The 14,326-nt window shown below is 72.0% G+C and carries 8 protein-coding genes; 3 read left to right on the top strand and 5 right to left on the bottom strand.

Going from position 1 to position 14,326, the window contains the following annotated elements:
- Positions 1-2 precede the first annotated feature (2 nt).
- From JUB13_RS06605 to JUB13_RS06615, 3 genes are all read left to right on the top strand, one after another.
- Entirely contained in the window at positions 3-1,175 is a 1,173-nt protein-coding gene (locus JUB13_RS06605; RefSeq protein ID WP_207477985.1) for an aminotransferase, read from the top strand.
- Between the two features lie 123 nt (positions 1,176-1,298).
- On the top strand, positions 1,299-6,002 hold the full coding sequence (locus tag JUB13_RS06610; protein WP_207477986.1) for an alpha-2-macroglobulin family protein: 4,704 nt from the start codon (positions 1,299-1,301) through the stop codon (positions 6,000-6,002).
- A 119-nt stretch (positions 6,003-6,121) separates the two neighbouring features.
- Positions 6,122-7,849 (top strand): lysylphosphatidylglycerol synthase domain-containing protein, encoded by a 1,728-nt coding sequence (locus tag JUB13_RS06615; RefSeq protein WP_207477987.1) that lies wholly within the window; start codon positions 6,122-6,124, stop codon positions 7,847-7,849.
- Here the strand turns inward: JUB13_RS06615 and nadE are convergent.
- From nadE to gcvH, 5 genes are all read right to left on the bottom strand, one after another.
- Complete coding sequence (gene nadE / locus JUB13_RS06620) at positions 7,751-9,286, bottom strand: NAD(+) synthase (protein WP_207477988.1); 1,536 nt, start codon at positions 9,284-9,286, stop codon at positions 7,751-7,753. The two genes, JUB13_RS06615 and nadE, sit on opposite strands and share 99 nt — an antisense overlap.
- 77 nt (positions 9,287-9,363) lie before the next feature.
- Positions 9,364-10,740 (bottom strand): dicarboxylate/amino acid:cation symporter, encoded by a 1,377-nt coding sequence (locus JUB13_RS06625; RefSeq protein ID WP_207477989.1) that lies wholly within the window; start codon positions 10,738-10,740, stop codon positions 9,364-9,366.
- Between the two features lie 286 nt (positions 10,741-11,026).
- Positions 11,027-12,592: an aminomethyl-transferring glycine dehydrogenase subunit GcvPB gene (gcvPB, locus tag JUB13_RS06630; RefSeq protein WP_207477990.1), complete on the bottom strand. Its 1,566-nt coding sequence runs from the start codon at positions 12,590-12,592 to the stop codon at positions 11,027-11,029.
- Positions 12,589-13,938 (bottom strand): aminomethyl-transferring glycine dehydrogenase subunit GcvPA, encoded by a 1,350-nt coding sequence (gene gcvPA, locus JUB13_RS06635; RefSeq protein WP_207477991.1) that lies wholly within the window; start codon positions 13,936-13,938, stop codon positions 12,589-12,591. Before gcvPA ends, gcvPB begins: the two co-directional genes overlap by 4 nt.
- The gene (gene gcvH / locus JUB13_RS06640) at positions 13,938-14,315 is read right to left on the bottom strand and encodes a glycine cleavage system protein GcvH (protein WP_207477992.1); all 378 of its coding nucleotides are present in this window, start codon (positions 14,313-14,315) and stop codon (positions 13,938-13,940) included. Before gcvH ends, gcvPA begins: the two co-directional genes overlap by 1 nt.
- Positions 14,316-14,326 lie beyond the last annotated feature (11 nt).

A 14,326-nucleotide genomic window follows, 5' to 3' on the forward strand; every position in this document is an offset into this window, starting at 1 on the left:
CCATGGTCGATAAGGTCGGCAACCCCCTCTTCAGCGAGATGCCCACCACCGTCTTCGAGGTGATGTCGCAGCTCGCAAACCAGCACGGTGCCGTCAATCTGGGGCAGGGCTTCCCCGACGACCGCGGCCCCGCCGACGTGCTGCAGGCCGCCGCCGACGCGCTGACCGAGGGCTACAACCAGTACCCCTCCATGTGGGGGACGCCCCAGCTCCGACAGGCCGTTGCCGCCCACAACGGCCGATTCTACGGGCTCGACGTCGACTGGCAGCGCGAAGTCCTCGTGACCTCGGGGGCGACCGAGGCGCTGGCCGCCTGCCTGCTCGGCCTGATCCGGCCCGGCGACGAGGTCGTGCTCTTCGAGCCGCTCTACGACAGCTACCTGCCGATCGTGAAGCTCGCGGGCGGCGTGCCGCGCTTCGTCTCGCTGGCGCCGCCTCACTGGAGCTTCGGGCGCGAGGAGCTCGAGCAGGCGTTCTCGCCGCGCACGCGCGTGGTGATGCTGAATACGCCGCAGAACCCCTCGGGCAAGGTATTCACGTCCGACGAGCTGGACCTGATCGCGGAGTTCATGCGCGGCTCTGGCGCCGTCGCGGTCTGCGACGAGGTCTACGAGCACCTGACCTTCGACGGTCGGCCCCATGTGCCGCTGATGACGCGGCCCGGCATGCGCGGGCGCTGCCTGCGCATCGGCTCGGCCGGCAAGACCTTCTCCCTCACGGGTTGGAAGGTCGGCTATGTGACCGGCGCGCCGGAGCTGATGCAGTCGGTCGCCAAGGCCCACCAGTTCCTGACCTTCACCACGCCGCCCAACCTCCAGGCGGCGGTCGCCCACGGGCTCGGCAAGGACGATTCCTACTTCACCGGCCTGGCCGCGGGGATGCAGGCCAAGCGCGACCGGCTGAGCGCAGCCCTGAAGGCCGTCGGCTTCGGTGTCCTCGAGGCCCAGGGCACCTATTTCGTGACTGCCGACCTGCGGCCCCTGGGCTGGGAAGGCGACGACGTGTCCTTCTGCCGGATGCTGACCACCGAGGCGGGGGTCGCCGCCATCCCAGTCAGCGCCTTCTTCGCCCACAAGCCCGTCGACCGCTACGTCCGCTTCTGCTTCTGCAAGGGCGAAGCGCTGCTGGACGAGGCGGCGGCCCGCCTGAAGCGGCATTTCGACCGCGCCGCCTGACCGCGGCGCCATGCCGGGCCTGTCATGTCGGGGCTTGCGGTGCGGCCCCGGCCCATGGTCCAAAGCCAACGCGCAGCCTTCCAGCACTCCCGCCGGCAGCCCGCCTCCGAGGTCCCGCCCATCATGACGCGCCTGCTCGCGCCTGCCTTGGCCGCCCTGCTTGCGACCACGGCCCCTGCATGGCCGCAGGCGGCGCGGCCCGATGAGCCCCCCGCCTTCGCCGTGCAGGGCATGGAGGTGGTGGCCGAGCGCGATCGGCCCCAGGCCTGCTTCACCTTCACCCGCCGGCTGGAGCGCCCCCAGGCCCGGGACTATGCACGCCATGTGGCCGTCCAGCCGGCGGTGCCGCTGACATCCGTCGTCCGCGATCGGAGCCTCTGCCTGGAGGGTTTCGCCCACGGTGAGTCCTACACGGTCCGGCTGGCCGCGGGCCTGCCGGGGGCGCAGGGCGCCCGCCTGCCCGAAGAGGCGCGATTCGAAGTCGCCGTGCCCGACCGTGCGGCGACCATCGCCTTCCGCAACGGTGGCTACGTTCTGCCGCGGGTCGACGGGGAAAACCTGGCCCTGCGCACGACCAACATCCGCCGGGTCCGCCTGGCCGTCCTCAGGATCGAGGATCGCGAGCTGGTGGAACGCGCCTATTTCGGGCGCGTCGGCCACGCGCTGTCCGAGGCCGAGGTCGGCGAGCTGCTGGACAAGGCCGGTCAGCCGGTCTGGCAGGGGGAGGTGTCGGTCGACGCACCGCGCAATCAGGTGGCGCTGACTGAGCTCCCGACCGGCGCGCTGCCCGCCGACCCGAAGCCCGGCGTCTACGTGGCCGTCGCCGACGACGCCGAGAACCCGCCCGCCGGCTGGGCCGGCCGGGCGACTCAGTGGTTCGTCTCCTCCGACATCGGCATGACGACCTTTCAGGGCGAGGATGGGCTGACGATCTTCGTGCGCTCGGTCCGGACGGCGGCGCCGGTCGCGAATGCCGAGTTGCGCCTGCTCGCCCACAACCGTTCCGAGCTCGGCCGCGTGCGCACCGACGAGGAGGGTATCGCCCGGCTTCCGGCCGAGGCCTTCAAGGGCTCCGGCGTCACCGCAGCCCAGGCGCTGGTCGCGACCCACGATGGCGACTTCAACCTGCTGGACCTCGCGGCGACGGGCGTCCGGCCGACTGAGCCTGCGGGCGCAGCGCGGGCCTTCCTGCGCCCGGACCGGGGCGCCTACCGGCCCGGCGAGACGGCGAACGTGGTGGTCCTGCTGCGCGACCAGGCCGGGCGCGCGGTGGGAGGACGCCCGGCGATCCTGAAGCTTACCCGGCCCGACGGGCTCGAGGTCGAGCAGCAGGAGCTGCGCGAGACCGGTGCCGGAGGCTTCGTCGCCGCCCTGCAGCTTCCCCCGGCGCCCATGCCAGGGGCCTGGACGATCTCGGCCCATCTGGAGGCCGAAGGGCCCGCCGCCGGGTCCATCCCGATTCGGGTCGAGGAATTCGTGCTGCCCCGTCTCGCCCTGTCGGTCGCTGCCGCCGAGACGCCGCTGCAGGAGGGCGGAACGGCCTCCCTGACGGTCGAGGCGCGGCTGGCGGATGGCGAGCCCGCGGCCAACCTGCCCGGCGAGATGACGATCACGCTGCGGCCGACCGAGGCGCCGTTCCCAGGCCATGGCGGCTACCGATTCGGCCTGGTTCAGGAGCAGGACGGCATCGACACCCTCCGGCGGTCCCTGCCCGGCTTCACCACCGGTCCGGATGGCCGCGCCCGGCTGAACGTGCCGATCGGCGAGATCCCCGATCTGACCCATCCCATGGAGGCCCTGATCTCGGTCTCGGCGGTCGACCTCGGCGGCGGCACTGCGACCGGGAGCCTGGTGCTGCCCGTGCGGCGCAAGCCGCTGGCGATCGGGCTGAGGCCGCGCTTCGACGGCGATGCGGTCCCGGAGAACGCGACGGCTGCGGTGGAGGTGATCGCTGTGGACGCCGCCGGCGCCCAGACGGATCATCCCGGCCTCGCCTACGAGCTGTTCGAGGAAATCGTCGAGCACGACTGGTTCGAGGCGAATGGGCGCTGGGACTACCGGGCCCGCATCCGGGACCGGCGCCTCGCGGGCGGCACGGTGAACACGAAGGCCGCGGGACCGGTGGTGATCGAACAGCCCGTCGGCGCCGGCCGCTTCCGGCTGGAGGTCTTCGACCGAGCGACCGGAGCGGCGAGCAGCATCCGCTTCACGGCGGGCTGGTGGGTGGCGCCCATCGCGGACGAGCAGCCCGACGCGGTCGAGCTGCGTATCGACAAGCCGCGCTATGCCGCGGGAGAGACCGCCCGCGTCTTTGTCCGGCCGCCCTACGAAAGCCAGGTCCTGGTCGCTGTCGCGACCGACCGGCGGCTGCACCGGCTGGCATCGCGCCGCATCGGCCCCGAAGGCGGCTTCCTCGAGATCCCGGTGGACGGAAATTGGGCCGGCGGCGCGCATGTGCTCGCCACCGCCTTCGCGCCGGCCGACGGACGCAAGCCCGGTGCGCCCGGACGCGCCCTCGGCCAGGCCTGGCTGGCCCTCGATCCCGCGCCGCGCCGGCTGGAGGTCGCCTTCGAGGAGCCGCCGGAAGCCCGTCCACGGACAACCCTGCCCCTGCGCCTGCAGGTCCGCGGCGCCGAGGACGGCGCGCCGGTCTTCGTCACCGTCGCGGCAGTGGACGAGGCGCTGCTGGCCTATGGCGGCGAGCCGCCCGCCGATCCGCTGGGCCGGATGCTCGGCGGGCGTCCGCTGCGGATTGCCGTCCGCGACGTCTTCGGACGCCTGGTACAGCCGGAGTTCCGGGGGATGCCCGCGGCTTCCGCCGGAGCGGCCCAGTCGCAGGACGCCCCCGTCCCGGCCCCCACCCCCGCCCTGGCTTTCCCAGGCCGCGGCACCGCGGCCGTGCAATCCGCCGTGGTGCGGGTGGGGCCCGACGGCCGCGCCGAGGTGCCAGTCGCCCTGCCCGACTTTGCCGGGCGCCTGCGTCTCACCGCGATCGCCTGGTCCGCGGGGCGCATGGGCCACGCCGTCTCCTCGGTCGACCTGGCCGAACCCGCGGCGGTCGCCTTCGAGCCGCCACGCTTCCTGCGCCGCGGTGACTCCGCCGTGCTGCCCCTGGGGTTCCTGCCGGGTACGGGCACGCCAGAGGATTGGAAGGCCGCGGTCAGCGGTGCGGGCGCCCTGGCGGCCCGGCGCACCGATGGCGCGGTCACGCTGGAGGCGATGGACACCGGCCCGGGAACGCTGCGGCTCGACCTGGAAGGCCCGGACGGCTTCTCGCTGACGCGCGACTGGTCCCTGCCGGTGCGCGGCTCGGCTCCGGCCCCGGCGGCATCGTTCACCGTCGGAATCGGGCCCGGCGCCGCTGGCACGCCTGGCCTTCCGGAGGACGCCGCCCCGGACCAGCCACGGGCCCTGACGGTGTCGCCGCTGCCCGATTTCGGCCTTCTGCGCCTGCTCGGCGGGCTGGACCTGGGGTCCACGGGCGCCGAGCGGATCCTGGCCGCCGCCCTGCCGTTGCTGCGCGCGCTGGAGCCCGCCGCAGCGCTGGGCTCCTCCGACGAGGCGGCGCTCAGGCGCCTCGTGCAGACGGAGGCCGACCGCCTCCTGACCTTCCAGCGCCCCGACGGCGCCTTTGGCCATTGGGCTCCGGACGGGGTGGCCGAGCCGTGGCTGACCGCGCAGGCCGTGGAGTTCCTGCAGCGCGCCCGCGAGGCCGGCCTGAACGTGCCGCAGCCGCGCCTGGCCAAGGCCCAGGCTTGGCTGAACGTGCTCGTGGACATGGACTGGTTCGACCCGGCGGAGCTGCCTGCGCGCGCCTATGCCTACTATGTCCTGGCGCGCGCGAAGGCGATTGACCCCGAGGAGCTGAAGTTCTTCCTGACGGGCGGCGCCGACGCGCTCCCGACCGCGCTCGGCGGCGCGCATCTGGCGGCGGCCTTCGCCGCCCTCGGCCAGCCCGAAGCCGGGCAAGGGGCGCTGGAGCGCGCGGACCGGAACCGGGACGAGTCCGCGGGCCTGCGCGACTGGGGCTCGCCGCTCCGCGACCGGCTTCTGGTCCTGGCGCTGCTGGCCGAGCACGGCCTCGCCCCGCGCGAGGCGCTGCTGGTCCGTGCCGAGGCCCTGGCCCAGGACGTCGCGGCTGCCGCCGACCGGATATCCCCGCAGGAGCGCGCCGCCGCGATCCAGGCAGCCCAGGCGATCGCACCCCTGTCAGGCGCCTTCGCCTTCCGTCTGGATGGCCAGGAGATCCGGGCCGAGCGGCCCGTGCACAGGCGCCTGGATCCCGGCGCCCCCCTGCCTGCGGTGGAAGCCGTGGACAGGCCGCTCGCAGTGACGCTGACGACGCGCCGTACGGGTGTCCCGCCGGCCCCCGAAGCCGGTGGCATGAGCCTGTCCCGCCGCGTCCTCGACACGGTGGGGCGGCCCGCGCGGCTCGATGCGCTGCGCCAGGGCGAACGGCTGGTGGTCCTCGTCGAGGGCCAGTGCCCCGAGGGCGGCACGTGTCCGGTCCTGGTCACCGAACTGGTTCCCGCCGGCTTCGTCATCGAGAGCGTGAAGCGGCCGGACGGCGGCGGGCCCGGGGGCCTGGGCTGGCTGGGAGAGCTCAGCCCGGTGCGCCATCTCGGCCGGCGCGAGGACCGCTTGGTCGCTGCCCTCGACCCCGCGCCGGGGACGCGCCGGTTCAGGCTCGCCTATGTCGTGCGTGCGGCCGTCGCCGGCCGCTTCGCCCAGCCGCCCGCCTCCGCCGAGGACATGGACCGCCCGGGCCTTGCCGCCCGGACCGCCGCCGGCACGGTGACGATCGCGCCCGAGCCCAGGAAGCCCTGACGCGCCGCGGCCGGGGCAAACCGGAAATCCGCCGGGAACACGGCGCACCGGGCCGATGTTGTGCTGGCGCCCCTGCTGACAGCGGGGCGATCAACCGCACGTCTTCGGGAGTCGGCCTCATGGCGCGAACGGAGCACGCAGCCGATCCGCGCGGAGGCGCCTCCGGGCCGGCGGCGCTGTCGGGAGACCCGGCGGCGATCCGGCCGCAGACGGCCGGCGGGCGGCTGCTGCACTATGCGACCGGCCTGCTCGTCATCGCGCTGTTCGGCGGCGCGCTGGTCATCCTCGACCGATGGCTGGACCGCTACAGCGTCGAGGACATCCGCGCGGCGCTGGGTCAGGTCGGCGTAGGGCAGCTCGCCACGGCTTCGGCCGTCGCGATGGTCAGCTACGCGGTGCTGACGCTCTACGATGCGCTGGCGCTGCGGCATCTGCGGCGGAGTCTGCCTTTCCGCTGGGTCGCGGTGACCGCCTTCACCAGCTACGCCTTCAGCCACAGCCTCGGCTTCGCGAGCGTGGTTGGCGCGTCGATCCGCTATCGGCTCTACGCGCCGCTGGGGCTGACCGGCTTCGAGGTCGCCCAGATCACCCTGTTCGTGGTCACCACCTTCACCATCGGGCTGGTGGTGGTCGTGCCCATCGCCATGGCGCTGGATCCCGCCTCCTTCGCGGCGGTCGGCGTGCCTGAAGGCATGGTCACGGCGCTGGGAGCGGCGGCCGTGGCGGCGCTGGTAGCCTATGTCTGCGCGGGCTTCGTGCTGCGCCGGCCGGTGCGCGTCCTGAGGCGCGAGATCGCGTTCCCGCGCCCCGGCATCGCCGCGGCGCAGGTCGGGCTGGGCCTCTGCGACCTGGTGCTGGCGGCGCTGGTCCTGTACCTGTCGCTGCCCGTCTCCGACACGGTGACCTACCTGGATACGCTGGTCGTCTTCGGGCTGGCGCTGGTCGCGGGCATCATCAGCCATGTCCCCGGCGGGCTCGGCGTCTTCGACGCGATCGTGCTCGTGGGTCTGTCGGCGAAGATGCCCGGAAGCGAGATCGTCGCCGGCCTGCTGGTCTTCCGCGTCATCTACTACCTGGCCCCGCTGATCGCGGCCGGCCTCCTCTTCGGCGGGATCGAGGCCGCGCGGGCGCGGCATCGTGTGGCTGGCCTGTCGCGCGGCGCCGCCGCGCTGATCGGCCCCGCTGTTCCCGCTGGCCTCGCGGTCTGCGTTTTCGTCACCGGCGCCTTCCTGCTGCTCTCCCATGCCACGCCCGAGGAGACGCTGCCCGATCCCCTGCACGTGGTCTCGCTACCATTGCTGGAGATGTCGCACTTCGTGGGCAGCGTCGTCGGCGTCCTGCTGATCCTGCTGTCCCACGCGATCCAGCGCCGGCTGCACGCCGCCTGGGTCCTGTCGCTGCCGCTCCTCGCCCTCGGCGCCCTGGCCGCGCTGCTGCAGGGCGGCGCCTGGCACGTGGCGATCGTGCCAGGACTGATCCTGCTGGCGCTTCTGCCCGCGCGCGGCGAATTCCATCGGCGCGGCGCGTTGCTGGCACAGCCCTTCACCACCGGCTGGTTCGTGGCCGTGGTGGTGGCCCTGGGCAGCGCGCTCTGGCTCGGCCTCTTCTCCTACAAGCATGTGGAGTTCCGGGACGAGCTCTGGTGGGAATTCGCGATCCACGGCGACGCCTCGCGCTTCCTGCGGGCTTCCGTCGCCGTGGGAGTCGTGGCGCTGGCGGCCTCGGTCCTCCACCTGATCGTCGAGGGGTCACTGGGCTGGCGCAGGCCCGGGCGGCACTCCGGCGGCCATGGCGAGCCCCATGGCCAGCGCGCGGCGGATCGTCGCCGCCAGGACCTCCTTGGGTGAGCCCGGAAAGCGGTGCTCCTCGACCCGGGGCTCGGCATCGCGCCGGACCACCGCCACGTAGACGAGGCCCGCAGGCTTTCCGCAGTCGGCCCCGGGGCCGCCCACGCCGGTGACGGCGAGCGCCATGGTGGCATGCGGCGCCTCGCGCAGGGCGCCGAGCGCCATCTGCCGCGCCACCTCTGGGTCGTAGGGCGTGCGCTCGCGCAGCAGGGCCTCCGGAACACCCAGCACGTCCGTCTTCATCTCGGTGCGGTAGGTCACGAAGCTGCCCGCGAAGGCCTCGGAGCTGTCGGGAACCGAGGCGACGCAGGAGCCGATCAGACCCGAGGTGCAGGATTCCGCGGTCACGATGCGGTCGCCCGAGGCGCGCAGCGCCGCCACCAGGCGCTTGGCCATGGTCTCGGCATCGGCCGGGAAGCCGAAGACCTGCTCCTCCTCCCGCAGCACCGCCGGCCGGAACAGCCGCGCATCGAGCGCATCCAGCGGGCCGAAGCGGTCGGCCGCGGGATGGCCGAGGCGGATCGGGTTGACCCGCTTGAACCAGGTCCGGCCAAGGCGCCGGAGCACGGTGCCGAGGACCGCCTCGGCCCGCGCGTCGCCCTCAATGCCGAGCCGGCCGGACAGGCCCTCGGCTCGGGCCGAGGGATCGCCGAGCACGGTCTCCATCAGCGCGAAGACCATCAGGTCCCATTCCAGGTAGGTGGAGCCGATTTGCGCCTCGTCGCCCCCGCCGATGCCGAGCCCGTCGGTCGGTGTCGCACGCCAGGTCCGCTCCGGGACGCCATAGGCACGGGCCATCCACGGCACCTCCCACGACTTCAGCAGCGACTGGACCGGGGCCAGGTCGCCAACGTCGCCGTGCAGCGTCCAGAACCCTGCGCCGAGCTCGGAGAAGTTGTCGGTGCTCGCCACCAGCCCGCCGAAGCGGTGGGCCTGGTCGTAGAGCGTGATCATGCGCAGCCGGGCCCGCATGTTCCCCCTCCGGGTCCGCAGCGGCTCGTCGTCCCCCTCCGCGATCCGCGGGTCGAGGGATGCGAGCTCGCCGACCAGGGCGTGGTACTGGCGCGACAGGTCGATATGCTGATGCTCGATTCCCAGTGCCGCGCAGGCCTCGACGCCGCGCTCGGTCTCCTCGGGCACCTGGTCGATGGGAAGGGTGAAGCCGATAACACGCCAGCCCGCCCGCTTCAGCAGGGCCGCCGTGAGCGCGCTGTCGACGCCGCCCGACATGCCGAGCACGGCCGTGGCCACCCCGGCCTCGGTCCGGTAGCGCTTCAGCGAACGCAGCAGCTTTGCGCCCGCCTCCGCCAGGCCGTCCTCGGGCAGGAACAGCCCGCGGTCGATCTGGCTGTCGAGCTGCCGGGCGAACCAGGGTGACAAGGCGCCGGTCCGCGCCTGGCGGCTGAGGTCGAGGATGCTGTCCCGAAGCGTCGTCATCGCGCGTCCTGCAGTGGTTGCACGACCTCAACGCTTCGGGATCGGCTTCGCTCCCGCCTTCGGGCTGATGCCCGTCGTCACACCTGGGCGCTGGCGCCCCTCCCTGCGCCGATGCCGTGGGCTTCCTCCTCCTCGACCAGCGCGTCCTCGGGGGCGTCGGCCTCCTCCTCTGTCTCCTGGTCGAGCACGCGGTTCATGCGGGTCGTGTCGAGCGCGCCTTCCCACTTGGCCACCACGACGGTCGCGATGCCGTTTCCGATCAGGTTCGTCAGCGCCCGCGCCTCGGACATGAAGCGATCGACTCCCAGGATCAGTGCGATGCTCGCCACCGGGATGGTGCCGACCGATGCCAGTGTCGCGGCCAGCACGATGAAGCCGCTGCCGGTGACGCCGGCCGCACCCTTGGATGTCAGGAGCAGCACGGCGAGGATGCCGATCTCCTGGCCCAGCGTGAGGTCGGTGTTGGTGGCCTGGGCAAGGAACACCGCCGCCATTGTCAGATAGATGCAGGTGCCGTCGAGGTTGAAGGAATAGCCCGTCGGGATCACCAGCCCGACCACCGATTTCTGGCAGCCGAGATTCTCCATCTTCGCCATCATGCGCGGCAGCACCGATTCCGACGAGGACGTGCCGAGCACGATCAGCAGCTCCTCCTTGATGTAGCGGATGAACTTCAGGATCGAGAGGCCGCAGAGGCGCGCCACCAGCCCGAGTGCACCGAAGATGAAGATCAGGCAGGTCGCATAGAAGGCGGCCATCAGCTGACCGAGCGAGAACAGGGTGTCGATGCCGTACCGGCCGATGGTGAAGGCCATGGCTCCGAATGCGCCGATGGGGGCCACGCGCATCACGATGCCGACGATCTTGAAGAAGACGTGGGCGGTCTGGTCGATGATGCCGAGCAGCGGCTTGCCGCGCTCACCCAGGCTGAACAGCGCGAATCCGAAGAGCAGGGCGACGAACAGGACCTGCAGGATCTCGCCGCCGGCGAAGGCGCCGACCACCGTGTCGGGGACGATGTGCAGGATGTAGCCGACGGTCGACTGCTGCTGCGCCTGGTTCGTGAAGCTGGAGATCGCCGAGGCGTCGAGGGTCGCGGGATCGACGTTCATTCCCCTGCCGGGTCCCCAGAGGTTCACGACCACCAGGCCCACCACCAGGGCCAGCGTGGTCATGACCTCGAAGTAGATCAGCGCCTTGAGCCCGACCCGGCCGACCTTGCGCATGTCCTCCATGCTCGCGATGCCGTGCACCACGGTGCAGAAGATGATCGGCGCGATCAGCATCTTGATGAGCTTGATGAAGAGGTCGCCGAGCCACTTCATGCTCTCGCCGGTCTGCGGGAAATAGACGCCGAGCAGCACGCCGAGCAGGATAGCGAAGAGAACCTGGACGTAGAGGTGCCGGTAGAACCGGTGGCGCGGCGCCGCGGCCGCAGCATGAACCTGGGCCATTGCAGATCTCCCGAAGCCCGGCGCGTCCGGGCGCAGCCGCCGGATGGACCGGCCTTTGGACGGGGGTCCGAGGCCGGACGCGATCGGGGAAGCTCGGGGCGATCCGGACCCGCCGCCGGAAGCATTCCGAACCGCGGCAGAGGCCGCGCCCGCCGCCTCTCCGGTCCGGAGCGGGGTCGCGCACAGGCGTAACAACGATGCCCAGTTCGGGTTCCCGGCGGCTCCGGCGACCGGGATGCGACATTTCCGGGGCGGCGCGAGGGCCGCCCCGGGAACGTTCCGGCGCCTACTCCGCCGCTTCGGCCTGCGGCGCTTCGGGCTGCCAGCGCAGCACCGGCCTGCGGGCCGCCAGGGTCTCGTCGAGCCGGCGGCGCGGGGTCAGGCGCGGCGCCGCCTGGAAGGCCTCGGCCTCGCCCGCCCTGGCCCGGGCGGCGAGACCTCGCAGGACATCAATGAACTGGTCGAGGCCGCGCTTGCTCTCGGTCTCGGTGGGCTCGATCAGCAGCGCTCCGTGCACGACCAGCGGGAAGTACATGGTCATGGGATGGAAGCCCTCGTCGATCAGGGCCTTCGCGAAGTCGAGCGTCGTGACGCCCGTCCCCTTCAGGAACCTGTCGTCGAACAGCGCTTCGTGCATGCAGGGTCCGTCGAAGGACGGGGTCATCACGTCCTGCAGGCGCGCCATCACGTAGTTCGCGTTCAGCACGGCGTCCGAGGCCACCTGCCACAGCCCGTCCGCCCCGTGGCTCAGGATGTAGGCGAGGGCCCGCACGAACATGCCCATCTGGCCGTGGAAGCCCTTGAGCCGGCCGAATTCCTTGCCGGTCGCGCCAGGGTCCTGCGGTCCCTCGATCAGGCGGAAGCCGTCGGGCCCGTGGGCGACGTGGGGGAAGGGCACGAAAGCCGCCAGCGCGTCCGAAAGGACGACCGGGCCCGAGCCCGGCCCGCCGCCGCCGTGGGGCGTCGAGAAGGTCTTGTGCAGGTTGATGTGCATGGCGTCGATGCCGAGATCGGCCGGACGCACGCGCCCGACGATCGCATTGAAGTTCGCGCCGTCGCAGTAGAAGTAGCCGCCCGCTCCGTGGATCAGCTCGGCGATCCGGCGAATGTCCCGCTCGAAAAGGCCGCAGGTGTTGGGATTGGTCAGCATGATGCCGGCAACGTCGGGACCGAGCTTGGCCTCGAGCGCCGCCAGGTCGACGCGGCCGTCCGCGGTGGCGGGGATCGGGTCGATGGTGAAGCCTACCAGCGCCGCCGTCGCGGGGTTGGTGCCATGCGCGCTTTCGGGCACCAGCACGCGGCGACGGTGCCCCTCGCCCCGGTCGTCCAGTGCCGCGTGGATCGCCATCAGCCCGCACAGCTCGCCTTGGGCACCGGCCGCCGGCGACATGGCAACGGCCGGCATGCCGGTCAGGGTCTTGAGCCAGCCGGCCAGTTCGTCGATCAGCGCCAGCGCGCCCTGGACCGTGGATTGCGGCTGCAGGGGGTGGATGTCGGCGAAGCCGGGCAGCCGCGCCATGCGCTCGTTGAGCCGCGGGTTGTGCTTCATGGTGCACGAGCCCAGCGGATAGAGGCCGAGGTCAATGGCGTAGTTCTTCTGCGACAGGCGCGTGTAGTGGCGCACCACGGTCGGCTCGGCCAGGCCGGGAAGGCCGATCTGGCCGCGCGGGCGCAGCCCGCCCAGGCGGAGCTCGTCGGTGGCGGGCTCGGGCAGGTCGACGCCGGTGCTGCCGGGGCTGTCCTGCTCGAAGATCAGCGCCTCCTCGATCTGCAGCGCGCGGTTGCCGCTGATCGTCGGCGCCACCTCGCCGGAGGCGGAGGGGATGGACGTCGGGCGTCCCTGGTTGTTCATCGCAGGACCTCCTGAAGGCCGGCGGCGAGGGCGTCCATGTCGTCCTCGGTGTTGGTTTCGGTGACGGCGACCAGAAGCAGGTCCTCGACCTCCTTGCGGCCGGGCGCGAGGCGCGAGACCGGAACGCCGGCCAGCACGCCCTTGGCGGCGAGCGCATCGACCACGGCGGCGGCAGGCCGGTTCAGGCGCAGGGTGAACTCGTTGAAGAAGCCGTCGTTCAGGACCTGCACCCCAGGCACCGCGGCGAGCTTGCCCGCGAGCTTCACGGCGTTGGCGTGGTTGATCCGCGCCAGGTTCCGGAATCCCACCTCCCCGAGCAGGGTCATGTGGATCGAGAAGGCCAGCGCGCACAGGCCGGAATTGGTGCAGATGTTGGATGTCGCCTTCTCGCGCCGGATGTGCTGCTCGCGGGTGGACAGCGTCAGGACGAAGCCCCGCCGCCCGTCGGCATCCACGGTCTGGCCGGCGAGGCGTCCCGGCATCTGCCGCACGAACCGCTCGCGCGTCGCGAACAGGCCCACATAGGGCCCTCCGAAGTTCAGCGCATTGCCGATGGACTGGCCTTCCGCCACGACGATATCGGCGCCCATCTCGCCCGGTGGCGGCAGCAGGCCCAGCGAGACCACCTCGGTCACCGCCACGATCAGCAGCACGCCCTTCGCGCGGCAGGCCGCACCCAGCTCGGTGTAGTCGCGCACGTTCCCGAAGACGTCCGGGTTCTGGACGACAACGCAGGAGGTGCGCTCGTCGACCTCGGCCATCAGGTCCTCGCCGCCCTGGGGCGCCGGGGGCATGATGCGCGTCTCCAGATCCAGGTGCCGGCCAAGCGTGGCCGCCACCTCGGCATAGTGCGGGTGCAGCCCGCCAGAGAGCACGGCCCGGCTGCGCCGCGTCACGCGCTGCGCCATCAGCACCGCCTCGCCGCAGGCGGTCGCGCCGTCATACATGGAGGCGTTGGCGACATCCATCCCGGTGATCAGGGCCACCTGGGTCTGGAACTCGAACAGGGCCTGCAGGGTACCCTGGGTGATCTCGGGCTGGTAGGGCGTGTAGGATGTCAGGAACTCGCCGCGCTGGACCAGATGGTCGACGGCCGCCGGGACGTGATGGCGGTAGGCGCCGGCGCCGAGGAAGCTGGGCGCGCTGCCGGCGGTTACGTTCCGCGCCGCCATGCGCGAGAGGATCCGCTCGACCTCGAGCTCGCCCTTGTGCGCGGGAAGGCCCTCGATGGGGCCCTTCAGGCGCGCGGCCTCGGGCACGTCGCGGAACAGCTCGTCCACCGAGCCGACCCCGATGGCGCCCAGCATCTCGCGCCGGTCCTCCGGAGTGAGGGGCAGGTAGCGCATCAGGCGAGGCCCTCGACATAGGCATCGTACGCGGCGCGGTCCATCAGCCCGTCCAGTTCGGACGGGTTGGCGAGCCGGATGCGCATGAACCACCCGTCTCCCTCGGCCGCGCTGTTGATCAGCGACGGATCGCCGGCAACCGCGTCGTTGACGGCGACCACCTCGCCCGCCACCGGCGCGTAGACCTCGGAGGCGGCCTTGACCGATTCGACCACGGCAGCCTCCTTGCCGGTTTCGAGCTTGCGGCCGACCTCGGGCAGCTCGACGAAGACGACATCGCCGAGCTGCTGCTGGGCGTAGTCGGTGATGCCGACGGTTCCGGTGTCGCCCTCGACACGGATCCATTCGTGGTCCTTGGTGAACTTCAGCATGGTCATGGTTCCGTTCC

Source organism: Arenibaculum pallidiluteum, from assembly GCF_017355985.1.
Lineage (GTDB): Bacteria > Pseudomonadota > Alphaproteobacteria > Azospirillales > Azospirillaceae > Arenibaculum > Arenibaculum pallidiluteum.